Source organism: Mycobacterium sp. 1164966.3 (assembly GCF_001665395.1).
Lineage (GTDB): Bacteria > Actinomycetota > Actinomycetes > Mycobacteriales > Mycobacteriaceae > Mycobacterium.
In genome coordinates this window covers 153,827-179,941 of record NZ_LZSG01000070.1, presented here as the reverse complement: position 1 = coordinate 179,941, position 26,115 = coordinate 153,827, and the positions used below count along the sequence as shown (strand labels likewise).

Sequence of the window (26,115 nt, the reverse complement as noted above, 5' to 3'; positions counted from 1 at the left end):
CTCGCAAGGGTAGGCGGTTGCGCCTGAACGCGGCAACGACGGCCGTCCGACTGTGTCGCAACTCGCAACGAAGGGCCTGATCAGGCCCCGATCAGACCCTCGTCACACCGTCGTCGTTCAGTGCGCAACACGAACGCACGCAAGACGCGGAAATCGTAGACAACGTGTGTTGTCAAAGTTATCGTGAGCGCTATCGGGAGGAGTCCAGCGATGACAACGACGTCGATCTCACCCCAGGCCGCACCCGCGACATCCGCTCGACCACTCGGACCTGACTCGCTCACCTGGAAGTATTTCGGTGACCTGCGCACCGGGATGATGGGCGTGTGGATCGGTGCGATCCAGAACATGTATCCCGAGCTGGGCGCGGGAGTCGAGGAGCATTCGATCCTGCTGCGTGAGCCGTTGCAGCGGGTGGCCCGCTCGGTGTACCCGATCATGGGCGTGGTCTACGACGGCGACCGCGCTGCCCTGACCGGCCAGCAGATCAAGGGCTATCACCGCACCATCAAGGGTGTCGATGCTGACGGGCGCCGGTATCACGCGCTGAACCCGGAGACGTTCTATTGGGCTCATGCAACGTTTTTCATGCTTGTTATCAAGGTGGCGGAATACTTCTGCGGCGGCTTGACCGAAGCTGAGAAACGCCAATTGTTTGACGAGCACGTGCAGTGGTACCGGATGTACGGGATGAGCATGCGGCCGGTGCCCAAATCGTGGGAAGAATTCCAGGAGTACTGGGAGCGGGTAGGCCGCGAACAGCTGGAGATCAACCAGGCGACGCTCGACATCTTCAACATGCGGATCCCCAAGCCGAAGTTCGTGCTGATCCCCACGCCACTGTGGGACCAGCTGTTCAAGCCGATGTTTGCCGGTCAACGCTGGATCGCGGCCGGCCTGTTCGAACCTGCCGTCCGGGAGAAGGCGGGAATGCGCTGGACGCCGGGTGACGAGATACTGCTGCGACTGTTCGGCAAGGCGGTCGAACTGGCGTTCCTGGCGGTTCCCGACGAGATCCGGCTGCATCCGCGCGCGCTGGCCGCCTACCGCCGGGCCGAGGGACGAATCCGAAGCGACGCGCCGCTGATCGAGGCCCCGGCGTTCATGGCGCCCCCACCCGACCGCCGCGGGCTGCCGATGCATTACTTTCCGCCCGGCTCCAACCCGGCCAAATTCCTATTCGAGCGCGCCGGATCGCTGGTGCACGGCACGCTGTCGATTGCCGGCCTGCGGCCCGCCAGAGGGCGCAAACGGGCGGCTTGATTAGCGCGTCCGATCCAGTGCTCGCGCGCTCTGGTACAGGCAGATGGCTGCGGCGGCCGCCACGTTGAGGCTCTCGGCGCCTCCCGACATCGGGATCCGTACCCGGTGGTCTGCTTGCTCTGCGATCTCGGCCGACAACCCGTGCGCTTCGGGACCGAACAGCCACGCCGTCGGCTTGGCCAGCAGCGGTTCGGCGTCGGCGAGACAGGTTTCGCCGTCGACCGTGCTGGCCAGCACCTGCAGCCCGGCCTTGCGAAGCGCGCTGACCGCGGCGAGTGCGTCCGGCTCGACCACGACGGGAATCGAGAAGATGCTGCCCGCCGAAGCGCGCAGGCATTTGCCGTTGTAGGGGTCGACGCTGTGCCCGCCGAGCACCACCGCCCCGGCGCCCATGGCGTCGGCGATGCGGATGACTGTGCCCGCGTTGCCGGGCTCCCCGATCTCGACAGCGACGGCAACCAGCCGAGGTGAGCCGGCAAGCGCATCGGTGAGCCGGGTCCTTGGCGTCTCGCACACCGCGACCAACCCGGCCGGGGTAACCGTGTCGGCCAGCGCTTTGGCCCCACGCTCGGTCACCAGATGCACCGGCGAATCCTGGGCGGCCAACAACGACGCATACCGCTGTGCGGCGGACTCGGTGACGAAGATGTCGCGGATCAATCCGCGCGCCGACGCGGCGCGAACCAGGTTGGGGCCCTCGGCGAGAAACCGTCCGGCTCGTCGCCGCCCGACGTGGCGATGCAGTTTCACCGCCGCGGCCACCCTGGCCGAGCGTTCGGTGAGCACTATCCGCCCTGAGTTAGGCGGCCTCTCCGGACGGTGCATTGACGTCGTCGGGAAGTGCCGCCCGCGCAACGTCCACCAGCGCGGTGAACGCCGCGGGGTCGCTGATCGCAATGTCGGCGAGGTTCTTGCGGTCGACCTCGACTCCCGCGGCCTTCAAGCCCTGGATCAGCCGGTTGTAGGTGATGTCGTTGGCGCGCGCGGCCGCATTGATCCGCGAGATCCACAACTTGCGGAACTCGCCCTTGCGCGCGCGGCGGTCGCGGTAGGCGTAGTTCAGCGAATGCAGCTGCTGCTCTTTGGCTTTGCGGTAGAGCCGGGACCGCTGGCCGCGATAGCCTTTCGAGGCCTTGAGGACGCTGCGCCTCTTCTTGTGGGCGTTGACTGCCCGCTTCACGCGTGCCATGGATGTTCCTACTCTCGTTCAAACGTTCAGACGTGATGGGACGTGATTGTCAAGGGTGGCGCTGAGCGCAGCGCCGCTTTTCGTGTCAGCCGTTCAGCAGCGAGTTGACCCGCTTGGCGTCGTTGGCCGACACCGCGGTGCGGCCGTCAAGCCGCCGGGTGCGGGTGCTCGGCTTGTGCTCGAGCAGGTGGCGACGGTTGGCTTTCTGGCGGACGATTTTCCCGGTGCCGGTGCGCCGGAACCGCTTGGACGCCCCGCTGTGGGTCTTGGCCTTGGGCATGTTTCCTCTGCTTCTGCTGCTTCTTACGTTCTCGGTATTCGGTTTGCGTGTCAGTGTCTGCGTTATCTGCCGGCGCTCAGTTCGGTGACGGTGTCGCCTCACCGGCTGGCGGCCCGGCTGCAGGCCCCTCAGGATGCCGTGCCCGGGCGCGGGTCTTGGCGCCGCGATGCGGTGCCAGCACCATCGTCATGTTGCGTCCATCCTGCTTGGCCGAGGTCTCGACGAAGCCGTAGTCGGCGACGTCGGCACCCAGCCGCTGCAGCAATCGATAGCCCAGCTCGGGCCTGGACTGCTCGCGTCCGCGAAACATGATGGTGACCTTGACCTTCGACCCCGCCTCGAGGAAGCGGACCACGTGACCCTTCTTGGTCTCGTAGTCGTGGTCGTCGATCTTCGGCCGCAGCTTCTGTTCCTTGACGACGGTCTGCTGCTGGTTCCTGCGGGATTCGCGCGCCTTCTGCGCCGCCTCGTACTTGTATTTGCCGTAGTCCATGATTTTGCAGACCGGCGGTCTGGCGTTGGGGGCAACTTCGACAAGGTCGAGGTCGGCGTCCGCGGCGACGCGGAGTGCGTCTTCGATACGCACGATGCCTACCTGCTCCCCTCCAGGGCCAATCAATCGGACTTCAGGTACGCGAATGCGCTCGTTGACGCGGGTCTCAGTGCTGATGGGGCCTCCCCTGCTCGGCTTCTTCTGGTCTGTTGTTCGTGACCAGAGCCTGGAATCGGCGCAAATGCGTCGGGAAGCCAGCGGTGGAGTACCACGCCACCAGCAAAAAAGCCCTGCACAAGCAGGGCCCAATGCCGACCGATCGCGGCCCGAAAGCTCAAGCCGCCTGCGCCGTGCGCAGGACGGGCATCACAACATGCCCGTTGACCGGACCGCATAGCCTTACAGAAGTTCTCGATGCTCGGAATCTTCTCTTGGCATGCGGTGGGAGTGGGACTCCACTTAACTGTCCCTGGCCTTAGCCGGGATGGTCGCGCAGGCCAGTCTAGCAGCACGGGGCTCGACGGCGTTGCTGACGACCGTCGACGAGGCGGGCGAACTCATGGCCACCCCTGAATGCTCTTGTCCGGTCTGGGCCAGTCTTGGCCGTTCGCCAGCAATTTCACGGTTTAAAGGAATATTCTCGCGGTCTGTGACACTCGCATCGACTCGCACCAGGACTAGCCAGTCGAACTCCCGGCTTCACTGGGTGCCGGCGGCGGCTGGCTGGACCGTTGGCGTCATTGCCACCGTGTCACTCATCGCAAGCGTGTCGCCGCTGCTCCGGTGGCTCATCAGGCCGCCGCGGGAATTCATCAACGCCTATCTGTTCAACTTCCCGGACACCAGCATCGCGTGGTCGTTCGTGCTGGCGCTGCTGGCCGCCGCGCTGACCGCACGCAAACGGATCGCCTGGTTGCTGCTGCTCGGCAACATGGTCTTTTCGGCCGCCTTGAACGTCCTCGATATCGCCCAGGGCGGTAACCGGCCTTCCGAGAATTTCGGCGAAAGCCTCGGCTTCGCTTTCCACGTCGTAGCGGCGATCGTGCTGATCCTGAGCTATCGGGAATTTTGGGCGAAAGTCCGCCGAGGCGCCCTGTTCAAGGCCGCCGCGGTGCTGGTTACCGGGTGGATGATCGGAATCCTGTTGTCCTGGGGCCTGGTAGAGATGTTTCACGGGACGCTCGCCCCGGGTGATCGGCTCCTGTATGTGGCCAACCGCGTGGTCGGATTCGCGGTCGTGCCCTCGCACTTGTTCACCGGCCGGCCGCAACCGCAGGTATTTCTCAACGCGATCTTCGGGCTTTTCGGCGCACTCGCGCTGATGGTCGCGGCAATCGTGCTGTTTCAGTCCCAGCGGGCCGACAACGCGCTTACCGGTGAGGACGAATCGGCCATCCGCGGGCTGCTCGAATTGTGGGGGCAGAACGACTCACTGGGTTACTTCGCCACCCGCCGCGACAAGTCGGTGGTATTCGCGCAGAGCGGCCGCGCTGCCGTCACCTACCGGGTCGAGGTGGGCGTCTGCCTGGCCAGCGGCGACCCGATCGGCGACCCGAGAGCCTGGTCGCAGGCCATCGACGCGTTTCTTGGTCTGTGCCAGGCCTACGGCTGGGCACCGGGCGTCATGGGCGCCAGTTCGGAAGGCGCCAAGGCATACCGCGAGGCCGGTCTCAACGCTTTGGAGCTCGGCGATGAGGCGATCTTGCGGACCGCTGACTACAAGCTTTCCGGCCCGGAGATGCGCGGGGTGCGTCAGGCGGTGACGCGGGCGCGCCGGGCCGGGCTGACGGTACGGTTTCGGCGGCACCGCGACATCCCCCCCGAGGAGATGGCGGACACCATTGCCCGCGCGGATGCGTGGCGCGACACGCAGACCGAGCGCGGCTTCTCGATGGCGTTGGGCCGACTCGGCGATCCCGCCGATTCCGACTGCCTGCTGGTCGAAGCCGTAGATCGCGGCGGCAACGTGGTGGCAATGCTGTCGCTGGTCCCCTGGGGCCAAACCGGCGTCTCCCTGGACTTGATGCGTCGTTCGCCGCAGTCCCCCAACGGCACCATCGAATTGATGGTCAGCGAACTGGCCCTGAACGGGGAAAAGCTTGGCCTCAGCCGTATTTCCCTGAACTTTGCGGTGTTTCGGTCCGCGTTCGAGCAGGGCGCCCAGCTCGGCGCCGGCCCGGTTGCCCGGCTATGGCGCGGGCTGCTGCTGTTCTTCTCGCGGTTCTGGCAACTGGAGGCGCTGTACCGCTCGAACATGAAATACCAGCCCGAGTGGGTACCGCGGTATGCCTGCTACGACGATGCCCGGCTGATGCCCCGGGTAGGTGTCGCCTCGGTGATCGCCGAGGGCTATCTGGTGTTGCCTTTCAGCCGGCGCAACAAGGAGCACACCGGTCATCACTCGGCCGTGCCGGCGAGACTGGCCGAATCCGGCTTGCTGCATCCCGACGGGTCGGCTCCGGACGTGAGCGGGCTGCAACAACAACGAGGCGTCGTCAGCGAGGAAGAACCGAAGTCCCGGCTGCCCGAACAGGTCCGGGTGCGCCTGACGAAGCTGAAGACGTTGCAGCGCACCGGCATTGACGCCTACCCGGTCGGAACTCCGCCCAGCCACACGATTGCCCAGGCGATCGACGCCGACGATAAGGACAACGTCTCGATTTCCGGACGCATATTGCGGATCCGCGACTACGGTGGTGTGCTGTTTGCCGACTTGCGTGACTGGTCGGGCGAAATGCAAGTGCTGCTGGACAATTCGCGCTTGGAGCAGGGCCGCACGCGCGATTTCACCGCCGCCATCGATCTGGGCGACCTGGTCGAGATGACCGGTCAGATGGGTTTCAGCAAGAACGGGAACCGCTCGTTGATCGTGCGGGATTGGCGGATGATCGGCAAATGCCTGCGGCCCCTGCCGAACAAGTGGAAGGGGCTGACCGACCCGGAGGCCAGGGTGCGGAGCCGATACGTCGATCTGGCGGTCAATCCCGAATCCCGCGATCTGGTGACAGCCCGCAGCAGCGTGTTGCGTTCGGTCCGGGAGACGTTGTTCGGCAAGGGGTTCATCGAAGTCGAGACCCCCATTCTCCAGCAGATCCACGGCGGCGCCGCGGCGCGGCCCTTCGTGACCCACATCAACAGCTACGACATGAACCTGTTCTTGCGCATCGCGCCGGAGCTCTACCTCAAACGCCTCTGCGTCGGCGGTGTGGAGCGTGTGTTCGAGCTGGGCCGGGCGTTTCGCAATGAGGGCGTGGACTTCAGTCACAACCCGGAGTTCACGTTGCTCGAGGCCTACCAGGCGCATGCCGATTACATGGTGTGGGCCGACGGCTGCCGCGAGCTCATCCAGAACGCCGCCGAAGCCGCCAACGGCTCCCAGACGGTGATGCGGTTCCGGACCGACGGGTCGGACCGCGTCGGCGATCGCGTCGAGCCGGTGGACATTTCCGGCGTCTGGCCGGTGAAGAGCGTGCACCAAGCGGTATCCGAGGCGCTCGGCGAGAAAATCGACGTCGAGACCAGCCTTGCCACCCTGCGCAAGCTGTCCGACGCCGCGCACATTCCCTACCGGAAGCAGTGGGACGCGGGCGCGGTGGTGCTCGAGCTGTACGAGCATCTGGTCGAGGACCGGACCGAGCATCCGACGTTCTACATCGACTTTCCGGCCTCGGTCTCGCCGCTGACCCGCCCGCACCGCAGTAAGCCCGGTCTCGCCGAGCGGTGGGATCTGGTGGCCTGGGGCGTCGAGCTCGGCACCGCCTACAGCGAGCTCACCGATCCGGTCGAGCAACGACGCCGGCTGCACGAACAGTCGCTGCTGGCCGCGGGCGGCGACCCCGAGGCAATGGAGCTCGACGAAGACTTCCTGCAGGCCATGGAATACGCGATGCCGCCCACCGGAGGACTGGGGATGGGCATCGACCGGCTTGTGATGCTCATCACTGGCCGCAGCATCCGCGAGACGCTCCCCTTCCCGCTGGCGAAGCCGCACTAGACGCCTATGCCCTCGGTAGCCATCGCAGAGCTTCGCCGGGCGATTTTTGCGCGGCACTGCAATCCGTGGAGCGCCTGGACGCGCTGGGCAAGCACCCCGCTGGTGTTGGTGCCGATTTGGACGCGACGGTGGAGCCATGGCGCGCTGGTCGCGTTTTGGCTGGCAGTTAATCCGGTCATCTTCGGTCCGCCGCGAGACGAGCACGCCTGGTCCACCCGGGCGATGCTGGGTGAGGAACAGTGGATCACCCGTCGGCCCCGGGATGCGGCCATGGCAATCAGCGCGCTGACTTCCGCGGTGGCGCTCGGCGCGATCGTCGCCGCCCGTCGCCGCCGAATGATTCCGGCGGCCGTGGCGACGGCGGTGCAGATGGCGCTGACGTTGGTGTACTGGCAGCAGATGGTGCGGTACTTCGATCAGGAGCCCAAGTAGCCTGGTCTGCATGCCTGACGAAGCAACGACGTCGGACGGATACGACGACTCGGGCGTGCCAACCTTCGAATCCGTCCGCGAGAAGATCGAAACCAGGTACGGAACCTCGGTGGGTGCAACGGAACTCGACGCTGAGAGTGCGGAAGGCCGCAAGATCGAAGACGAGTACGAGCAGCGCCAGCGCGCGGCGGCCGAACGGCTGGCGCAGATCCGTGATTCCATGCGAAGCGATGACTGACATTGGGCCGATCTCGCGAGTAGGCAGCCAGTTCGGACCTTACAAGCTGCAGCGGCTGCTGGGCCGCGGAGGAATGGGCGAGGTCTACGCGGCGTATGACACCGTCAAGGACCGCACCGTCGCGCTGAAGCTGATGTCGCAGCACTTCAGCTCCGACGACGTGTTTCGCCGACGCATGCAACGCGAAGCGCACACCGCAGGTCGCCTGCAAGAACCGCACATCGTGCCGATCCACGACTACGGCGAAATAGACGGTCAGCTCTTCATCGACATGCGCTATGTCGAAGGCAATGACGTTGCGGCGCTGATCCGCCGCGAGGGACCGTTGGCTCCGCCGCGCGCGGTGGCCATCATCGAACAGGTCGCAGCCGCGCTTGACGCCGCGCACCGCGCCGGGGTGATCCACCGCGACATCAAACCCGAGAACATCCTGCTCACCGGCGAAGACTTCGCCTACCTCGCGGACTTCGGGATCGCCGCGGCATTCACCGACAAAAGCGTGACCAAGACCGGTACCGCAGTGGGCAGCTGGTGTTACATGGCGCCCGAACGATTCGGCGACGGCGACATCACCTATCGCGCCGACATCTACGCGCTGACCTGTGTCCTCTACGAATGCCTGACCGGCGTTCCGCCGTACTCCTCCGAGAATCTGCCCGCGCTGATGGCAGCACACCTAACCCGGCCCATCCCACGGCCTAGCCGGCAAAACCCTTCGGTGCCAAGCGGTTTCGACCAGGTGATCGCGCGCGGGATGGCCAAGGAGCCCACCGAGCGCTACGAAAGCGCCGGCGCTCTGGCAAAGGCCGCTCATGACGCGCTGAGCGCGCCCGACCAACACCGGGCGGACACGCTGCTCGAACACACCCGGCACTTTGTTCCGCCGCCGAGCGGACCGATGCCGATGATGCCGCCGCAACTCCCACTGCCGCCCCAGGTTTGGGCGCCACCTACGCCGTCGCAGCGCAAACCGTGGTTGCTCGTCGGCGCCGTCGCGGCGGTCGTTGCCTTACTGCTCGCCACGGCCATCTGGCTGGCTGTCGGCAACAGCGGAAGCGGGCAGCCGAACAGCCAGACCACCACACCGATCACGACCACCGCCCCCGCGCTTTCCACCACAACCACGACCAGGACCGTTCCGACAGTTGCTCCCGCTCAACTGAATTCGCTGCTGCTGAGCCCCGCACAACTCGACGCATACTTCTCGACTTCCGGCATCGTCGTCAGCAAGACCAGAACGGACATGGCGGACATCGACCCCGGGGACAAGCTGTCGGATCCACAATGTCTCGGGGCGTTGATCGGCTTCCAGACCCCGACTTATAAGAGCAGCGGCTATACCGCCACGGTGGCCCAGCTCTTGGAGAGGCGCGGCAGTCCCAACATCGTCGTAGTCCAAGGTGCTGTGCACTTTGCCTCCGCAGCGCAGGCGACCCAATTCGTCTACGCTCAGCAGAGCCAGTGGAACGGGTGCGCCGGTAAGCCCGTCACCCAGACGACCCACGACGGCCAAACCCTGTCCTGGAAATTCCATGAGGTCACCGGTGCGCCGCCGAAGATCGCGCTGATACACGACTCGACCGACAACCGCGGCACGACCTGCCAGCATGTGCTGAGTGCGGTGTCCAACGTGGTCATCGACGTGAGCGCCTGCGCTCCCCAGCTCACCAACCAGGCCAGCCAGATCGCCACCGACATGGCTGCCAAGGTGCCGAAGTAGATGTTAAGACCGGCAGCCCGTACGCCGCCCAGTTCGCTGTGGATAATCGGTGCCGAGATCTGCACATGGCCAAACCAAACGAACGGAGGTATATGAACGCGCAGGCAGAGCAGCTGGAGTTCCAGGCGGAGGCGCGCCAGCTGCTGGATTTGATGGTCCACTCGGTCTACTCCAACAAGGACTCGTTTCTGCGAGAGTTGATCTCGAACGCCTCCGACGCGCTCGACAAGCTGCGGCTGGAAGCCTTCCGCAATAAGGACCTGGACGTCGACACCAGCGATCTGCACATCGAGATCGAGCCCGATAAAAGCGCCCGCACGCTGACCATCCGCGACAACGGGATCGGCATGACCCGCGACGAGGTCGTCGACCTGATCGGCACACTGGCCAAGTCGGGGACCGCCGAGCTGCGGCAGAAATTGAGAGAAGCCAAGAACGAGACGGCCTCCGAAGAACTCATCGGCCAGTTCGGGATCGGGTTCTACTCGACGTTCATGGTGGCCGACAAGGTCGAGTTGCTCACCCGCAAGGCCGGCGAGAGCGCGGCCACCCGGTGGGAGTCCACCGGCGAGGGCACCTACACCATCGAGTCCGTCGACGACGCGCCGCAGGGAACTTCGGTCACGCTGCACCTCAAGCCCGAAGACGCCGAGGACGAGCTGCACGATTACACGTCGGAGTGGAAGACCAGGGAGCTGGTCAAGAAGTACTCCGACTTCATCGCCTGGCCCATCCGGATGGACGTGGAACGCCGCACGCCTCCGCAGGAGGAGGGTGGCGAAGAGCAGGTCACCATCGAGACGCAGACCATCAACTCGATGAAGGCGCTGTGGGCCAAGTCCAAAGACGAAGTCTCCGAAGAGGAATACAAGGAGTTCTACAAGCACATCGCGCACGCCTGGGACGACCCGCTCGAGGTCATCCAGATGAAGGCCGAAGGGACGTTCGAGTACCAGGCCCTGCTATTCATTCCGTCGCACGCCCCATTCGATCTGTTCAACCAGGACAACAAGATCGGGATCCAGCTGTACGTCAAGCGGGTCTTCATCATGAGCGACTGCGAGGAGCTCATGCCGATCTATCTGCGTTTCGTCAAGGGCGTCGTGGACGCACAGGACATGTCGCTCAACGTTTCCCGCGAAATCCTGCAGCAGGACCGGCAGATCAAGGCGATCCGGCGGCGGCTGACCAAAAAGGTGCTTTCCACGATCAAGGAATTGCAGTCCGATCGCCCGGAGGACTACCGCACGTTCTGGTCGCAGTTCGGCAGGGTTCTCAAAGAAGGCCTGATGTCGGACGTCGACAATCGCGAAACGCTGCTGCGCGTCTCGTCGTTCGCCTCGACGCACAGCGACGAAGAACTGACCACGCTGGCCGAGTACGTGGTGCGGATGAAGGAGGGCCAAGAGCAGATCTTCTACGCCACCGGCGAGTCGCGTCAGCAATTGCTCAGCTCTCCGCACCTGGAAGCGTTCAAGGCCAAGGGATACGAGGTCCTGCTGCTCACCGACCCGGTCGACGAGGTCTGGACGGGAATGGTGCCCGAGTTCGACGGCAAGCCGCTGCAGTCAGTGGCCAAGGGCGAAGTGGACTTGGACTCCGAGGAGGACAAGTCCGAGACCGAACGCGAAGAGCAGGCAAAGGAATTCGCCGACCTGTTGAGCTGGCTGCAGGAGACCTTGGACGAACACGTCAAAGAAGTGCGGTTGTCGACCCGCCTGACCGAATCGCCGGCCTGCCTTATCACCGATGCCTTCGGCATCACGCCTGCGCTGGCGCGCATCTACCGTGCCAGCGGACAGCCGCTTCCGGTCGGCAAACGGATTCTCGAGCTCAATCCGAGCCACCCGCTGGTCACCGGCCTGCAACAGGCCCACAAGAAGGGCGGCGACGAGGCTGAACTGCACCGTCTCGCCGAAACCGCCGAATTGCTTTATGGCACAGCTCTTCTTGCCGAAGGCGGCGCACTCGAGGATCCGGCCAAGTTCGCCGGGCTGCTCGCCGACCGGCTGGTTCGTACGCTGTAGGTGCGCAAATTCGGTGTCGACGAACGGCGAAACCGGCTGGCGCGCAGGCATTTCCTGGCGCCGGCCGGCTCGCCGCCGATAAGCACGGTCATCGCAGGGCTAGTCGGGCTGCATGCCACCGATCCCGCCACTCCGTATCTGTCGCTGTGGGCGCGGTCGGCGAGTTTTTCCACCGTCGACCTGGACAGCGAGCTGTATGTGCAGCGATCTGCGGTCAAGCAGCTGGCAATGCGGCGGACGCTGTGGTTGGTGAACGCGGCTGACCTGGAGGTGGTGCAAGCCGCGGCGAGCGACCGGGTGGCCGTCAACGAGAGTCGCCGGCTGGCCGCCGATGTGCGCAAGGCGGGGCTGACCGCGGACGGCGAACGCTGGCTGGAGGCGGCCTGCGCCGCGGTGGTGCGCCACCTCGGCGAGCACGGCCCTGCCAGCAGCACCGAGCTGCGGGCCGCGCTCCCAGAACTGGTCGGAACCTACAATCCGGCGCCCGGAAAGCGTTGGGGCGGTGAGGTTCCGATCGCGCCACGGGTTTTGACGGTGCTTTCGGCGCGCGGCGAAATCGTGCGCGGACCCAACGACGCAACGTGGACCACGTCGCGTCCGCGGTGGGCGACCACCGCGGACTGGCTGGGTGAACTTCGCCACCCGGCGTCGTCGGCAGATGCGCAGGCAGACCTGACCCGACGCTGGCTGCGGACGTTCGGGCCGGCAAGCGTCGACGATGTGAAGTGGTGGTTCGGCACCACCCTGACCGCCGCACGAAAAGCGTTGGCCGACATCGGCGCAGCGCAAGTAGACCTGAGCGGGAAGGTCGGCTACGCGATGCCGGACGATCTCGATACCGAGCCGGACGTCGAGCCGTGGTGTGCGCTGCTTCCGGGCCTCGATGTGACGACAATGGGCTGGTCTGAGCGTGACTGGTATATCGGTGCCCACCGGGACCAGGTTTTCGACCGCAACGGCAACGCCGGTCCGACCGCATGGTGCAATGGGCGCGTGGTGGGCGGCTGGTATCAAGACGGCGACGCGCGCGTCGAGTTGCAGTTGCTCGAGGACCCCGGCCGGGACGCGCGACGTGCCCTGCAGCGGCGTGCCGACGAACTCACCGAGTGGCTGGATGGCGTGCGGGTCAGCCCTCGCTTCCCGTCGCCGCTATCGAAGTCGGGGACCACGGCCTGATCGAAACTGCTACCAGGGCGGCGGAATTCGAGAGGGGTGCGCCCTCTCCGCAGAATCAATTCAGGCGCTGACTTTGCGCTGCCGGGATGGGCGACGCGGCGTGCTCGTTGAGGCGCCGTTACGCCCGACCACTTCGGCGAGGAACTTTCCGGTGTAACTTTCCGGGACCGCCGCGATGTCTTCCGGTGTGCCTTCGGCGACGACAGTCCCGCCCTCGGCACCTCCCTCGGGCCCCATGTCGACGATCCAGTCCGACGTCTTGATCACGTCCAGGTTGTGTTCGATCACGATCACCGTATTGCCTTTGTCGACAAGGCCGTTGATGACGCTCAGCAGCTTGCGGATGTCGTCGAAATGCAGACCGGTAGTGGGCTCGTCGAGGATGTAGATGGTGCGTCCGGTGGAGCGCTTCTGCAACTCGGCGGCCAGCTTCACTCGCTGAGCCTCGCCACCCGACAGCGTGGGCGCGGGCTGGCCGAGCCGAACGTACCCCAGCCCCACGTCGACCAGCGTGCGAAGGTAGCGGTGTATGCCGGTGATCGGCTCGAAGAACTCCGACGCCTCCTCGATCGACATGTCCAGCACGTCCGAGATGGTCTTGCCCTTGTAGTGCACTTCCAGGGTTTCCCGGTTGTATCGGGCGCCATGACAGACCTCGCACGGCACGTACACGTCGGGTAGGAAGTTCATCTCGATCTTGATGGTGCCGTCACCGGTGCACGCCTCGCAGCGACCGCCTTTGACGTTGAACGAGAACCGGCCGGGTTGATAGCCACGAACTTTGGCCTCGGTGGTGGCGGCGAACAGCGTGCGGATCTTGTCGAAAACCCCGGTATAGGTGGCCGGGTTGGACCGCGGCGTGCGACCGATCGGCGACTGGTCCACCCGCACCAGCTTGTCCAGGTGGTCCAGCCCGGTGACCCTGGTGTGCCGGCCGGGGACTTGCCTGGCGCCGTTGAGGCGGTTGGCCAGCACCGCCGCCAGGATGTCGTTGACCAGGGTGGACTTTCCGGAACCGGACACGCCGGTCACCGCGGTCAGCACCCCGAGCGGAAAGGACACGTCGATTCCGCGCAGGTTGTGCTCGCGGGCACCGACGACGGTCAGTTGGCGCCGCCGGTCGGCGGGACGCCGGATAGCGGGTATCTCGATGCGTTCCTTGCCCGACAGGTAGGCGCCGGTGATGGACTCCGCATTTGCCAGCAGCTCGCTGTAGGTACCGCTGTGCACGATGGCGCCGCCGTGCTCGCCGGCTCCCGGCCCGATGTCGACGACCCAGTCGGCGTGTGCGATGGTGTCCTCGTCGTGCTCCACCACGATCAGGGTGTTACCCAAATCCCTTAGGCGCGTGAGGGTTTCGATGAGCCGACGATTGTCTCGCTGGTGCAGACCGATGGATGGCTCGTCGAGCACGTAGAGCACCCCGACCAGGCCGGACCCGATCTGAGTCGCCAGCCGGATACGTTGGGCCTCACCGCCGGACAGCGTGGCCGCGGCGCGCGACAGCGACAGATACTCCAGCCCGACGTCGAGCAAAAAGCCGAGTCGCGACTGGATTTCCTTGAGTACCTGCCCGGCGATCGCCTGCTCGCGCGGACCGAGGGTGAGCGCGTTCAGAAACTCGGCGCAGTCCGAGATCGACAGCTCACAGACTTCGGCGATTGATTTGGCGCCGCGCTCGCCCGCCGCCAACGTCACCGCCAAGATCTCCGGCTTGAGCCGGGTGCCCTCGCACACCGGGCAGGGCACGTCACGCATGAAGCCCTCGTAGCGTTCCTTCATCTGCTCGGACTCGGTCTGTTCCATCTTGCGCTGCAGGAACGCCAGCACGCCTTCGAAATCGGCGTAATACGAGCGGGTGCGGCCATACCGGTTGCGGTACCGCACATGCACCTGGTGGTCGGAGCCCTCCAGAATTGCCCTGCGCGCCTTGGCCGGAAGTTTGCGCCACGGGGTGTCGACGTCGAAGCCCATTTCCTCACCGAGGCCGGCCATCATGCGGGTGAAGTACTCCGCGGTGTGGCCGTTGGACCACGGCGCCACCGCGCCGTCGGCGAGCGTGCGTTCCGGGTCGGGCACCACCAGGTCCGGGTCGACCTCCTTGCGGATTCCCAGCCCTGTGCACTCGGGGCAGGCGCCGTAGGGCGAATTGAACGAGAACGACCGCGGTTCCAGGTCGTCGACCGCCAGTGGGTGCCCGTTGGGGCAGGCCAGTTTCTCGGAAAACCTCTGCTCGCGAGGGTGGCCGTGTTCGTCGTGACTGTCGGGAAATTCCAGCACCAGGATGCCGTCGGCCAGGTTCAGCGCGGTCTCGACCGAGTCGGTTAGCCGCTGCTTGGCGGTGGCCTTGACGGTGAGGCGGTCCACCACCACCTCGATGTCGTGCTTTTCCTGCTTCTTCAGCTTGGGCGGATCGGTCAGCGGATGCACGACGCCGTCGACCCGCACCCTGCTGTAACCCTGGGCGTTGAGCTTGTCGAACAAGTCGGCGAACTCGCCCTTGCGGGTGCGCACCACGGGTGCCAGCACCAGGAACCGGGTGCCCTCCTCCATCGCCAGCACCTGGTCGACGATTTGCTGGGGCGTCTGCCTTGCGATCCGCTCACCGCAGACCGGGCAGTGTGGCGAGCCCGCGCGCGCGTACAGCAGGCGCAAGTAGTCGTAGACCTCGGTGATGGTCCCGACCGTCGATCGCGGGTTGCGGTTGGTGGACTTCTGGTCGATGGACACCGCCGGGGAAAGGCCTTCGATGAAGTCGACGTCCGGCTTGTCCATCTGTCCCAGGAATTGGCGAGCGTACGCCGACAGCGACTCGACGTAGCGCCGCTGGCCCTCGGCGAAGATGGTGTCGAAGGCCAGGGAGGACTTGCCCGACCCGGACAGCCCGGTGAAGACGATCAGCGCGTCACGAGGCAGGTCAAGGTCGACACTGCGCAGGTTGTGCTCGCGAGCACCCTTGACGATGAGGCGATCAGCCACGCACTCCCTTTCAACCCATTGGCTTTCAGACAGAACTCGTCCCCCATGCTATGTGGCCGTACCGACAAGCATCCGCAGACCAGTAACCTGACCGGTATGACTGCCCCCGACAACCTGAGCGACAACTACACCGGACACGTCGACCCCGGTACCGCGGCGCGCCGCACGCTGCCCGGGGCCACGATCCTGAAGGCATCGGTGGGCCCCATGGACAACAACGCCTACCTGGTGACATGTTCCGAGACCGGCGAAACACTCCTGATCGACGCCGCCAACGACGCCGAGACTCTCATCGACCTGATCCGGCGATACGCGCCGAAATTGTCGCTGATCGTGACCAGCCACCAGCACTTCGATCACTGGCAGGCGCTGGAGGCGGTGGCCGCGGCGACCGGCACGCCGACCGCCGCGCACGAGATCGACGCCGATCCGCTGCCGGTCAAGCCCGATCGTTTGCTGGTTAACGGCGATACGGTGCAAATCGGCAAGCTGACCTTCGACGTCATCCACCTGCGCGGGCATACGCCGGGATCCGTTGCCCTGGCCCTCGACGGGCCGGCGACCGGAGATGTGACGCACCTGTTCACCGGCGATTGTCTGTTCCCGGGAGGGGTGGGCAAGACATGGCAACCCGGCGACTTCACCCAGCTACTCGACGACGTCACCACCCGGGTCTTCGACGTGTACGACGACTCCACGGTCATCTACCCCGGGCACGGTGACGACACCGTGTTGGGCGCCGAACGCCCCAACCTCGACGAATGGCGTGAACGAGGCTGGTAGGAGCTAGTTCGTGGTGTGCACGATCAGCACGTCGACCTTGGCCCGGCGTGAGACGTTGGCCGGCACAGATCCCAGCAGGCGGCCGGCGATGGTGCTCAGACCGACGTTGCCGACGACCAGCAGATCGGCTTTTTCCTCCTCAGCCAGGTGCACCAGCGCGTCGACCGGAGCCCCCACGATCGGTCGCTCCTCCACGTTCTTCGCGCCGGCGTTGTGCGCCCGCTCCCGCGCGTCGTGGAGGATGTCGTAGATCGGCGCGGTGCCCGAGACCTTGTAGCTCTCTTGTTTCAGGACGTCGGCGGCCCGGCCGTCGTCGTGCTGGGGTAGATACGCCGACGCGATGATCAACTTCGCGTCCGCCCCGGCGATAGTGGCCGCCCGGTCCACCGCACGCATCGATGAATCCGAGCCGTCGGTTCCTACCACCACGGTCTTGTAGGCGCTCATTTACCCTCCCAATGTCGGTTGCTACGCCAAGCCAAGACACTATCGCGTGCCGGATGCAGATGGTGAGATTCAACCGTGTCGGAAACCTCATGGTCACGCACACCTAGCGGGATCGGTCACGTGCGAAACCCTGGGTAGCGCACCAGCGACGGACCGCTGACCAGGTTCATTACAGTGACAAGCATCATGTCTGTACCGACTCTCGAGGGACGCGCGGCGGATATCGCCGACGAGCCGGGGCGCGCACACGCTCGCGGCCGGCTGCTGGACCCCCTGGCGATCGCCCTGCTGGCCGTCGTGATCAGCGCGGGCTGGGCGGGCCGGCCGTCCCTGTGGTACGACGAGGGCGCCACGATTTCGGCCTCGGCGAGCCGGACACTGCCCGAACTGTGGAAGCTCCTCGGCCATATCGACGCCGTGCACGGCTTCTACTACCTGCTGATGCACGGCTGGTTCGCCGTCTTCCCGCCGACGGAGTTCTGGTCGCGGTTTCCCAGCAGTCTGGCGGTCGGCGCCGCAGCGGCAGGTGTGGTCGTTTTCGCCAAGCAGTTTCCTTCGCAGGGCCGTCGTACCGCGTTGTGCGCGGGCGTCGTGTTCGCCATCCTGCCCCGAATCACGTGGGCCGGTATCGAGGCGCGCTCCTCCGCTCTGTCGGTGGCGGCCGCCGCCTGGTTGACGGTTTTGTTCGTCGCGGCAGTGCGGCGTAACCGGCCACGGCTGTGGCTGGTCTACACGCTGACACTGATGCTGTCGATACTGGTCAGCGTCTATCTGGTGCTGTTGGTGCCGGTGTACGCAGCGATGCTGGCACTGCTCGCACCCAGAGGAGCGCGTAAGTCCGTCGTCATCTGGTGGTCGGCCAGCTCAGCCCTCGCGCTGGGCGCCATGACACCTTTCCTGCTGTTCGCCCACGGACAGGCGTTTCAGGTGGGCTGGATTGCGGGACTGCATCGCAACCTTTTCCTCGACGTGGTGCATCGGCAGTATTTCGACCACAGCGTTCCGTTGGCGATTCTGTCGGGAGTGCTCGTCGTCGCCGCCATTGCGGCGCGGCTGGCCGGCGCACCCGGACCCGGTGGCGAGACCCGCCGGCTGCTGCAGGCCTGCTCGGCGTGGATCGTGATTCCGAACGCCATCGTGCTGGTCTATTCGGCCACCGTCGAACCTATGTACTACCCGCGCTATCTGATTCTCACCGCCCCCGCGGCGGCCGTGGTGCTGGCGGTCTGCATCGTCACGGTCGCCCGCAAGCCATTGTTCATCGCCGGTCTGTTAGTGCTGTTCGCGGTGGCCGCGTTGCCGAATTACCTTGTCACCCAACGCGGCCCGTACGCCAAAGAGGGCTGGGACTACAGCCAGGTTGCCGATCTGATCAGTTCCCACGCGGTGCCTGGGGACTGCCTGATGGTGGACAACACGGTCCCGTGGCGGCCCGGGCCGGTCCGCGCGCTGCTGGCCGCCCGCCCCGCCGCGTACCGATCGCTGGTCGATGTGGAGCGCGGATACTACGGGCCGAAGGTCGGTGCCTTGTGGGACGGTCACGTGGCGGTGTGGCTGACGACGGCCAAGATCAACAAGTGCTCCACGCTGTGGACCATCACCGACCGGGACAAGTCATTGCCCGATCATCAAACCGGCGACTCGCTGCCGCCGGGAAAAGCGTTCGGTCGCGCACCGGCGTACCAATTTCCCGGCTATTTGGGTTTCCGCATCGTCGAGCGATGGCAGTTCCACTACTCGCAGGTGGTCAAGTCAACGCGGTGAGCGCCGGTCGCCGCGGGTCGCTCGGTAGGAGGCGATGAAGCCGACCGCCGCAAGCAGCGTGAACACCGTGAACAACCACTGGGCGGCCAGTAGGTCGGCGCCGTCGGCGAGGTTCACCACAACCCCGGCCAGCCCGGCACCGAAGGCCGCGGAAATCAGCTGCACGATGTTGATCGCGGCCGCGGCCGCGCCGCCTTCGGCGGGGTCGTCGACACATTCCATGGCTCTTACCGCCAGGTGCGGCCAGGCCATCCCGATGCCTATTCCAGCCACCAGCAATGCCGCCGCCCAGAGCACGATGACTCCGATCGATGCGTCGGCGCGCTGAGTGAGGGCACCCACCGCGAGACCGGCCGCCATCACCAGCGGCGCGGTCAAGACCACATACCCGATGAGCCGAGAGTTGTTCAGCGATGCGCTGACCATCTCGCTGACCGTCCAGCCGACCGCCAGCGCCGCCCCCAGGAATCCGGCCAGAACAGGGTTCAGGTGTCCGAGCTGCTTGCCGAACAAGGGCACGTAGGTGTCAACCATCACCGCCATCATCTGCAGGGCCATCGTCAGGTAGACCCATTTCAACGGGCCGGAGCCAAACACGCTCAACGGCAATACCGCTGCTCGGCTGCGCCGGTCGACGACCATGAACACCGCGACCAGCAGCACACCGGCCCCCAGCAATCCGGTAGTCGCCAGGACGCGGTGCGGAAGCTGTGCGACGCTGACCGCCAGCGCGGAGGCGCCCATCAGCAGCAAAGACCACACCGGCACCTTGAGGGCCGGTGTCGCGGGTGTCTCGCCACCCGCGCCGTCTCGGCTGGCGGCCAGTACCGTCGGCACCAGGATCGACATCAGCGCGGTCAGAATTGCCATCGAGCCGAATGCCCAGCGCCACAACCCGAATTGGGCGAACACGCCGCCGATCGCCGGCCCGACGACGGTCGCAACCCCCCACATCGCCGACACCAGCGCCGACCCACGCGTCCACAATGATCGAGGCAGGGCGGAGTTGATCAGGGCGTACCCGAGGCCGGCCAGCAGGCCGCCGGCCACTCCCTGCAGGGTGCGTCCTGCTATCAAAACCTCCATGCTCGGCGCTGCCGCGCACACCAGGCTGGCGACGCCGAAGACGGCCAGCCCCAGCAGAAACGAGTTGCGGGCGCCGAATCTCACCAGTACCGAATTGACCGTGGTCGCCGCGACCACCGAGCCGACCAGGTAGAGGGTGACCACCCAGGCGTACAGCCGGTTCCCGCCGATCTCGACGATGGCGCTGGGCAGCAAACTGACGGTCAGGAACTCGTTGGTGGCGTACAGACCAACGCCACCGGCCAGCACGACGGACGCGCCTAGGTAGCGGCCCAGCAGCTCACGCCAACTGCCGGTTTCGGTTGTCGTTGCCGTCACTTGAGCCCGGCGGCGTCCATCCCGCGCAGTTCCTTCTTCAGGTCCGCGATCTCGTCGCGGAACCGCGCGGCCAGTTCGAACTGAAGGTCACGGGCCGCGGCCATCATCTGGGCGGTGAGGTCTTTGATCAGGTCGGCCAGCTCGGCTCGCGGCATGGCAGAGGTGTCCCGGCCCTCGAATACCCCGGCGCTGACCGCGCGGCCGGGCTCGCCCTGCGCCCGCCGGCCACGCGACGCGTTGCGGCCCGACCCGCCTATCTCGACTGTTTCCGTGTCGTCCGCCTCGCGATAGACCTGGTCGAGGATGTCGGCGATCTTCTTGCGCAATGGCTGCGGGTCGATGCCGTTGGCCTCGTTGTACGCGATCTGCTTGGCTCGCCGGCGCTCGGTTTCGTCGATGGCTTCCTTCATCGAGTCGGTGACCGTGTCGGCGTACATGTGCACTTCGCCGGAGACATTGCGGGCGGCGCGGCCGATGGTCTGGATCAGGCTGCGGGTGGAGCGCAGGAAGCCCTCCTTGTCGGCGTCGAGGATCGCGACCAGCGACACCTCGGGCAGGTCCAGGCCCTCCCGGAGCAGGTTGATCCCGACCAGCACGTCGTACTCACCCAGCCGCAGCTGCCTGAGCAACTCGACCCTGCGCAGTGTGTCCACCTCGGAGTGCAGGTAGCGCACCCGAATGCCCATTTCGAGCAGGTAGTCGGTGAGGTCTTCGGCCATCTTCTTGGTCAGCGTTGTCACCAGCACCCGCTGATCGGCGTCGGCGCGTTTCCGGATTTCGCCGATGAGATCGTCGATCTGTCCTTTGGTCGGCTTGACCACGACTTTCGGATCGACCAGACCGGTGGGCCGGATCACCTGTTCGACGAACTCACCGCCGGTCTGGCTCAGTTCATAGGGGCCCGGGGTTGCCGACAGGTACACCGTTTGCCCGATCCGTTGGGCGAATTCTTCCCAGGTCAGCGGGCGATTGTCGCAGGCCGACGGCAGCCGGAACCCGTACTCGACGAGGTTGCGCTTCCGGGACATGTCGCCCTCGTACATGCCGCCGATCTGGGGCACGGTGACGTGCGACTCGTCGATGACCAGCAGGAAATCCTCCGGGAAGTAGTCCAGCAGGGTCGCGGGCGGGGAGCCCGGCCCGCGACCGTCGATGTGGCGCGAGTAGTTCTCGATGCCCGAGCAGAACCCGACCTGGCGCATCATCTCGATGTCATAGTTGGTGCGCATCCGCAGCCGCTGGGCCTCCAGCAGCTTGCCCTGACCCTCGAGTTCAGCGAGTCGTTCGGCGAGTTCCGCCTCGATGGTCGAGATCGCATGCGCCATTCGCTCCGGGCCGGCGACGTAGTGCGTGGCCGGGAATATCCGCAGCGAGTCAACCTGGCGGATGACCTCACCGGTCAGCGGATGCAGGTAGTACAGCGCCTCGATCTCGTCGCCGAAGAACTCGATGCGGACCGCCAGCTCTTCGTAGGACGGGATGATCTCGACGGTGTCGCCGCGGACCCGGAACGAGCCGCGGGTGAAGGACAGGTCGTTACGGGTGTACTGCACGTCGACCAGCAGTCGCAGCAGGCCGTCGCGCGGGACCTCGGCGCCGACCTTCAGTTCCACCGAGCGGTCCAGATAGGACTGCGGGGTGCCCAGTCCGTAGATACAGGACACGGAGGCCACCACGACCACGTCGCGCCGGGACAGCAGAGCCGAGGTCGCCGAGTGCCGCAGCCGCTCGACGTCGTCGTTGATCGAGCTGTCTTTTTCGATGTACGTGTCCGTCTGCGCGATGTACGCCTCCGGCTGGTAGTAGTCGTAGTACGACACGAAGTACTCGACCGCGTTGTGCGGCAACATTTCTCGCAGCTCATTGGCCAGCTGGGCGGCCAGCGTCTTGTTAGGCGCCATCACCAGCGTGGGCCGTTGCAGGCGTTCGATCAGCCACGCGGTGGTGGCCGACTTGCCGGTGCCGGTGGCACCGAGCAGCACCACGTCGCGCTCCCCCGCTTTGATCCGCCGCTCCAGCTCCTCGATGGCGGTCGGCTGGTCGCCGGCCGGCGCGTGCTGACTGACCACCTCGAAACGCGCGCCGGTGCGCACCAGCCCCTCCACGTCCTCTGCGGCCGGCCGGTATTCCGAATGTGCGACTACTGGATGCTCGGTGGCGAAAGCCATGTCACCAGAGTAGAGGCGGCCACCGACAAGCCCTCGTCCGCGAGCGTCACGCCAGCGTGGCCGTCGCCCAGGAAAACTAGCTGTGCCGGGTCCACATCCGGGTCACCGGGTCGCATTGCAGCAGATAGCCGTCGTTGGAGGTGGACATGGCGAACACCGGCACATCCGGCAGATCACACGAGGTTCCGGCGGCGTGCACCCCGGTGGTGATCGGGGCTTTGGCCCAGGTGTTGCCCTCGCACACGACCTGCTGATTGCTGGTCTGGTCGTAGCCGAGCTTGTCGACGTCGCCGCACAGGCCGCCGAGGACGGGCGGCGCCGGCTTGACGGATGGCGTTGCCCTTCCCGATCCAGCACCGAGCCCAGCCGCTGGATCGGGCAGGGCCACGCCCGGCGGGACGTCACCGACCCTGGTGGCCACCACCGGAATGCGGACCACCGCGCCCTGCGCCCCGCACTCGTTGGACAACACGGTTTCGGTTTCGGTACCGCGCAGCGTGCCGTCGGGCTGCGGCGCCAGCGACCACGCCACCGTCTCGTGCTGAGTCGCCCTGACCTGCCCGTTGGGCTGACGGCAGCCCACCCGCTCCTGCTGCGGCGCGCCCTGCCAATAGCCGGCGACGAAGCGCAGCACATCGGTTTGACCGCCATCGGTCGTGCTGGCCACCTGGTGGGTGGCATCGTCCAGCTGCGACCCGGTGGCCGCGCAGCCGTTGCTGGTGCACGCCGAATGGAAGGCCCACCAGTCGGTGGCGGCCACGTCGTGACGAATCGGCAGACCGTTGGTGGCCTTCTTCGACTTGTCGTAGTCCAGCCGATAGGTGCCGTTGAGGACCCGCGCGGAACTCGCGGGGGCGGCGCCCGCGGCGGGAACAGAGGGTTTCGACGCCAGCGCGGGACTGGGCTGCGGGCTTTCCTGCTGGAAGCTGTACAAGATCGACCAGGTCGCCGCCACCGCGATCAGCACTGCACAGACCATCGCCGCCGACCACCGGGTTCGGGACGAAAAACGGTGGGTCACAGAGGCGAGGGCACGACGCCGTCGGGACTCAGTGCCGGCGATCTGCCCCCTGAGCACGGCGGAGAACGCGCGGCAGCTCTCGAATCTGTCTTCCGGCTTCTTGGCCAGCGCCTGGACGAACACGTCGTCGAGGTATGCCAGCTCCGGGCGGTAATCGCTGAGTCGCGGCGGATCGACGTGCAGGTGCTGGCTGATCACCGCGACGGGATTGGCGTGCTGAAACGGCGGAACGCCGGCGAGCAGATGGAAAGCCGTTGCCGCCAAGGCATATTGGTCGGCGCGTCCGTCGATGTTGGAGCCGGTCAGCTGCTCGGGCGCGGCATAGGCGACGGTTCCGACCGCGACGTTGGTTTCGGTGATGCCGCTGATATTGCCGAGGTGACGAGCTACTCCGAAGTCTGCCAACAGGATTCGGCGTTCCTCGGTGTCGGGGTGAGCGAGCAGGATGTTGGCGGGCTTGACGTCGCGATGCAGCAGGCCGCGGGTGTGCGCATAGTCGAGGGCGGCCGCGACGGCCCGGATGATCTCGCAGACGGCATCGACCGGCATGCCTTCTTGGTAGCGCTCTTTCAGCAGCCGCGCCGCGTCGGTGCCCTCGACGTAGTCCATGGAAATCCAGAGCTGACCGTCGAATTCACCGCGATCGTGGACCCCGACGATATGTGGGTGCCACAGTGTTGCCGCGAGATCGGCTTCCCGGTTGAACCTCTCGCGAAACTCGCTGTCCGCAGTGACGGGCGCTGCGAGCACTTTGATCACATCGCGACGCGGCAACCTGGGGTGCAACGCCAGGTACACCTCGGCCATCGCGCCGGCCCCCAGCGGCCGCAGGATGGTGTACCCGGCGAACGGCTCGCCGGCGGCTATGCGTGAACCGCTGACCTCGTCGCGCCGCTCCGCGGCGTCGGGAGGTTGCGCGTTCGGGGTAGAGCTGACCGGTGGAATCCGGCGGAACAGGTGCGCGACGGTCGCCGACGGCAGCGACTGGAAGCCCGCACGTAGGGCGGCACCGGCCAGGCCAGGATTGGAGAGCAGCCGTCGCCCGACCCCCAGCCGCTGCGTATCACTCGTCGGCTCTTCCATCGACCGCCTCCCCTCGTTTTCCGGCACGCCGGACCGCCGGACTGGCAATCCGGAGGCTCGTATCCCGTTCGAATACTGCCGAACGTGGGTGGGCGCCCGACCAATGCAGGCTATGAATCGGCTGTGAGTGCCGAATGGTGAAACAAAGCTAGTTCACAGGCCAGTCCAAGCCAGGCCTCACATGTCACCAAAAATACTGAAAGGGTGAATCCACCCGCCCCGCCCTTATTGACCGTCCGGCACAATGGCTCTCGACAGTCGTTTGCGGCAGGCCGGGAGGTGGTCATCGGCCGCGATCCGCAGGCCGACCTGCGGATCGCCGACCCGCGCATCTCCCGCGAGCATTTGATCGTGCGCTTCGATCAGGGCCGCTGGCTGGCAATCGACAACGGCTCGCTGAACGGGACTTATGTCAACGGCTACCGGATGCCCGTGTTCGACATCCACGACGGGCAGAGCGTCAACGTCGGTAACCCGGAGGGACCGCGACTGACTTTCCAGATCGGGCCGCAGCAGGGAACCACCGGTCGGCCGGCGCAGGCCAGGTCGATGGTCAGTTCCGGGCCGCCGACGCTCGCCTGGTCGCTGACCCCGGAACCCCCGCCCGCCCAGGCCGGGGGCCACACCGGGACCCCTCCGCGCGGCCGGCATCCGGCGAGCGGATTTCGCAAGGTGCCCGTCCCGCGGCCCGAGCCACGCCGGATTCCTCAGACGCCACCCCAAGAGCGCACGGCGGTCAACCTACGACGGACAGCTCCCCCCACGTCGAATCCGCCCGCCGAGTTCACCGTGATCGACGTCAGGGCCGGCGATTCGTCGAACCTGGCAACGCGGATGGTGAAGTTCCTGTCGCAGCGATCGCCCGGAAGTTCCGGGCATCCGAAAGCGGCCGGCACCGTCACGATTGGTCGCGCCGACGACAGCGACATCGTCGTTTCCGACGTCTTGGCTTCGCGGGAGCACGCAACGCTGGCTCTGACGCCACTCGGCACCGAAATCCGCGACTGCAGCGTCAATGGGACATTCGTCAACGGCACCCGCGTCGGATCGGCGATCTTGTCCGAGGGCGACGTGGTAACGATCGGCAACGTCGACCTGATCTTCACGAACAGCACCCTGATTCCGCGCACCGAGGCCGAGACGCGCACCGGCGGCCTCGAGGTGCGCGGGGTGAGGTACAGCGTCGACGACGGCAAACAAGGCAAACGGCTGCTGGATGACATCTCGCTGATCGCCAGGCCCGGAACGCTGACCGCGATAATCGGCGGATCCGGGGCGGGCAAGACCACGCTTGCCCGGCTGATCGCCGGATACGCCCGACCCACTGCCGGCTCGGTAACCTTCGAGGGCCACGACATTCACGACGAATACGCCTCGCTGCGAAGCCGGATCGGCATGGTCCCGCAGGACGACGTGGTGCACCGGCAGCTGACGATCAACCAGGCGCTGGGCTATGCGGCGGAGCTACGCCTCCCGCCCGACACCGGCAAAGCCGACCGGGCCGGGGTCGTCGCCCAGGTGCTCGACGAACTCGACCTGACCAAACACGCCGACACCCGGGTGGACAAGTTGTCCGGCGGCCAGCGCAAACGCGCCTCGGTGGCACTCGAACTGCTCACCGGACCGTCGCTGCTGATCCTGGACGAGCCGACGT

The 26,115-nt window shown here is 65.8% G+C and carries 18 protein-coding genes and 2 pseudogenes; 11 read left to right on the top strand and 9 right to left on the bottom strand.

Annotated features, from left to right (window positions below; translation table 11 throughout):
* Positions 1-210 precede the first annotated feature (210 nt).
* Positions 211-1,263, top strand: coding sequence for an oxygenase MpaB family protein (locus tag A9W99_RS25640; RefSeq protein ID WP_067385219.1), 1,053 nt, complete (start codon positions 211-213; stop codon positions 1,261-1,263).
* Here A9W99_RS25640 and A9W99_RS25635 read toward each other — a convergent pair whose 3' ends face one another.
* The 4 genes from A9W99_RS25635 to infC form a co-directional block, all read right to left on the bottom strand.
* Positions 1,264-2,049 (bottom strand): RNA methyltransferase, encoded by a 786-nt coding sequence (locus tag A9W99_RS25635; RefSeq protein WP_156623284.1) that lies wholly within the window; start codon positions 2,047-2,049, stop codon positions 1,264-1,266. It abuts the gene before it with no gap.
* A 13-nt stretch (positions 2,050-2,062) separates the two neighbouring features.
* Complete coding sequence (rplT, locus tag A9W99_RS25630; RefSeq protein ID WP_067242424.1) at positions 2,063-2,452, bottom strand: 50S ribosomal protein L20; 390 nt, start codon at positions 2,450-2,452, stop codon at positions 2,063-2,065.
* Between the two features lie 85 nt (positions 2,453-2,537).
* A complete protein-coding gene (gene rpmI, locus A9W99_RS25625; protein WP_067385214.1) occupies positions 2,538-2,732 on the bottom strand; it encodes a 50S ribosomal protein L35 in 195 nt (64 codons plus the stop codon).
* Between the two features lie 76 nt (positions 2,733-2,808).
* Entirely contained in the window at positions 2,809-3,402 is a 594-nt protein-coding gene (infC, locus tag A9W99_RS25620) for a translation initiation factor IF-3 (RefSeq protein ID WP_082930222.1), read from the bottom strand.
* 382 nt (positions 3,403-3,784) lie between these two features.
* On the opposite strand from infC, the gene lysX reads away from it, so the two are divergent.
* The 6 genes from lysX to A9W99_RS25590 all read left to right on the top strand — a co-directional run bounded on the left by lysX (position 3,785) and on the right by A9W99_RS25590 (position 12,812).
* Positions 3,785-7,219, top strand: coding sequence for a bifunctional lysylphosphatidylglycerol synthetase/lysine--tRNA ligase LysX (gene lysX / locus A9W99_RS25615; protein ID WP_082930221.1), 3,435 nt, complete (start codon positions 3,785-3,787; stop codon positions 7,217-7,219).
* A 6-nt stretch (positions 7,220-7,225) separates the two neighbouring features.
* Complete coding sequence (locus A9W99_RS25610) at positions 7,226-7,651, top strand: DUF6653 family protein (protein WP_067385205.1); 426 nt, start codon at positions 7,226-7,228, stop codon at positions 7,649-7,651.
* Between the two features lie 10 nt (positions 7,652-7,661).
* Positions 7,662-7,889, top strand: a complete 228-nt coding sequence (locus A9W99_RS25605) for a hypothetical protein (protein ID WP_067385201.1) — start codon at positions 7,662-7,664, stop codon at positions 7,887-7,889.
* Positions 7,882-9,609 carry a serine/threonine-protein kinase PknH/PknJ gene (locus A9W99_RS25600; RefSeq protein WP_067385198.1) on the top strand — a complete coding sequence of 576 codons (1,728 nt, stop codon included), beginning with the start codon at positions 7,882-7,884 and terminating at the stop codon, positions 9,607-9,609. The genes A9W99_RS25605 and A9W99_RS25600 overlap by 8 nt, the downstream gene beginning before the upstream one ends.
* A 92-nt stretch (positions 9,610-9,701) precedes the next feature.
* Positions 9,702-11,636: a molecular chaperone HtpG gene (gene htpG, locus A9W99_RS25595; RefSeq protein ID WP_067385316.1), complete on the top strand. Its 1,935-nt coding sequence runs from the start codon at positions 9,702-9,704 to the stop codon at positions 11,634-11,636.
* Positions 11,637-12,812, top strand: coding sequence for a winged helix DNA-binding domain-containing protein (locus tag A9W99_RS25590; RefSeq protein WP_067385195.1), 1,176 nt, complete (start codon positions 11,637-11,639; stop codon positions 12,810-12,812).
* 60 nt (positions 12,813-12,872) lie between these two features.
* On the opposite strand, the gene uvrA is transcribed toward A9W99_RS25590, so the two are convergent.
* Positions 12,873-15,791, bottom strand: a complete 2,919-nt coding sequence (gene uvrA, locus A9W99_RS25585) for an excinuclease ABC subunit UvrA (RefSeq protein WP_067385192.1) — start codon at positions 15,789-15,791, stop codon at positions 12,873-12,875.
* Positions 15,792-15,887: 96 nt separating this feature from the next.
* Here uvrA and A9W99_RS25580 point away from each other — a divergent pair, with 96 nt between their 5' ends.
* On the top strand, positions 15,888-16,574 hold the full coding sequence (locus A9W99_RS25580; protein WP_067385314.1) for an MBL fold metallo-hydrolase: 687 nt from the start codon (positions 15,888-15,890) through the stop codon (positions 16,572-16,574).
* 3 nt (positions 16,575-16,577) lie between these two features.
* Here the strand turns inward: A9W99_RS25580 and A9W99_RS25575 are convergent, their stop codons facing one another.
* Positions 16,578-17,021 (bottom strand): universal stress protein, encoded by a 444-nt coding sequence (locus A9W99_RS25575; protein WP_067385190.1) that lies wholly within the window; start codon positions 17,019-17,021, stop codon positions 16,578-16,580.
* A gap of 186 nt (positions 17,022-17,207) precedes the next feature.
* Here A9W99_RS25575 and A9W99_RS25570 point away from each other — a divergent pair, with 186 nt between their 5' ends.
* Positions 17,208-18,785 carry a glycosyltransferase family 39 protein gene (locus A9W99_RS25570; RefSeq protein ID WP_067385187.1) on the top strand — a complete coding sequence of 526 codons (1,578 nt, stop codon included), beginning with the start codon at positions 17,208-17,210 and terminating at the stop codon, positions 18,783-18,785.
* Here the strand turns inward: A9W99_RS25570 and A9W99_RS25565 are convergent.
* The 3 genes from A9W99_RS25565 to A9W99_RS25555 all read right to left on the bottom strand — a co-directional run bounded on the left by A9W99_RS25565 (position 18,774) and on the right by A9W99_RS25555 (position 24,461).
* Positions 18,774-20,189, bottom strand: a complete 1,416-nt coding sequence (locus A9W99_RS25565) for an MFS transporter (protein ID WP_067385184.1) — start codon at positions 20,187-20,189, stop codon at positions 18,774-18,776. The genes A9W99_RS25570 and A9W99_RS25565 overlap by 12 nt on opposite strands.
* Positions 20,186-22,357: an excinuclease ABC subunit UvrB gene (gene uvrB / locus A9W99_RS25560; protein ID WP_067385182.1), complete on the bottom strand. Its 2,172-nt coding sequence runs from the start codon at positions 22,355-22,357 to the stop codon at positions 20,186-20,188. The genes A9W99_RS25565 and uvrB overlap by 4 nt, the downstream gene beginning before the upstream one ends.
* Before the next feature lie 76 nt (positions 22,358-22,433).
* On the bottom strand, positions 22,434-24,461 hold the full coding sequence (locus A9W99_RS25555) for a serine/threonine-protein kinase (RefSeq protein ID WP_067385179.1): 2,028 nt from the start codon (positions 24,459-24,461) through the stop codon (positions 22,434-22,436).
* A gap of 204 nt (positions 24,462-24,665) precedes the next feature.
* On the opposite strand from A9W99_RS25555, the pseudogene A9W99_RS27920 reads away from it, so the two are divergent.
* Positions 24,666-25,556 (top strand): annotated as a pseudogene (locus tag A9W99_RS27920) (FHA domain-containing protein); the annotation flags it as partial.
* Positions 25,533-26,105, top strand: a pseudogene (locus A9W99_RS27915) (ATP-binding cassette domain-containing protein); the annotation flags it as partial. The pseudogenes A9W99_RS27920 and A9W99_RS27915, both read left to right, overlap by 24 nt.
* Between the last annotated feature and the right edge of the window lie 10 nt (positions 26,106-26,115).

Excerpts from the sequence above, each read along its gene's own strand:
- lysX (WP_082930221.1), top strand. The coding sequence starts at position 3,785 with ATGGCCACCCCTGAATGCTCTTGTCCGGTCTGGGCCAGTCTTGGCCGT.
- A9W99_RS25580 (WP_067385314.1), top strand. The coding sequence starts at position 15,888 with ATGACTGCCCCCGACAACCTGAGCGACAACTACACCGGACACGTCGAC.
- A9W99_RS25640 (WP_067385219.1), top strand. The coding sequence starts at position 211 with ATGACAACGACGTCGATCTCACCCCAGGCCGCACCCGCGACATCCGCT.
- A9W99_RS25610 (WP_067385205.1), top strand. The coding sequence starts at position 7,226 with ATGCCCTCGGTAGCCATCGCAGAGCTTCGCCGGGCGATTTTTGCGCGG.
- rplT (WP_067242424.1), bottom strand. The coding sequence starts at position 2,452 with ATGGCACGCGTGAAGCGGGCAGTCAACGCCCACAAGAAGAGGCGCAGC.
- uvrB (WP_067385182.1), bottom strand. The coding sequence starts at position 22,357 with ATGGCTTTCGCCACCGAGCATCCAGTAGTCGCACATTCGGAATACCGG.
- htpG (WP_067385316.1), top strand. The coding sequence starts at position 9,702 with ATGAACGCGCAGGCAGAGCAGCTGGAGTTCCAGGCGGAGGCGCGCCAG.
- A9W99_RS25575 (WP_067385190.1), bottom strand. The coding sequence starts at position 17,021 with ATGAGCGCCTACAAGACCGTGGTGGTAGGAACCGACGGCTCGGATTCA.
- A9W99_RS25570 (WP_067385187.1), top strand. The coding sequence starts at position 17,208 with ATGTCTGTACCGACTCTCGAGGGACGCGCGGCGGATATCGCCGACGAG.
- rpmI (WP_067385214.1), bottom strand. The coding sequence starts at position 2,732 with ATGCCCAAGGCCAAGACCCACAGCGGGGCGTCCAAGCGGTTCCGGCGC.
- A9W99_RS25555 (WP_067385179.1), bottom strand. The coding sequence starts at position 24,461 with ATGGAAGAGCCGACGAGTGATACGCAGCGGCTGGGGGTCGGGCGACGG.
- A9W99_RS25600 (WP_067385198.1), top strand. The coding sequence starts at position 7,882 with ATGACTGACATTGGGCCGATCTCGCGAGTAGGCAGCCAGTTCGGACCT.
- A9W99_RS25605 (WP_067385201.1), top strand. The coding sequence starts at position 7,662 with ATGCCTGACGAAGCAACGACGTCGGACGGATACGACGACTCGGGCGTG.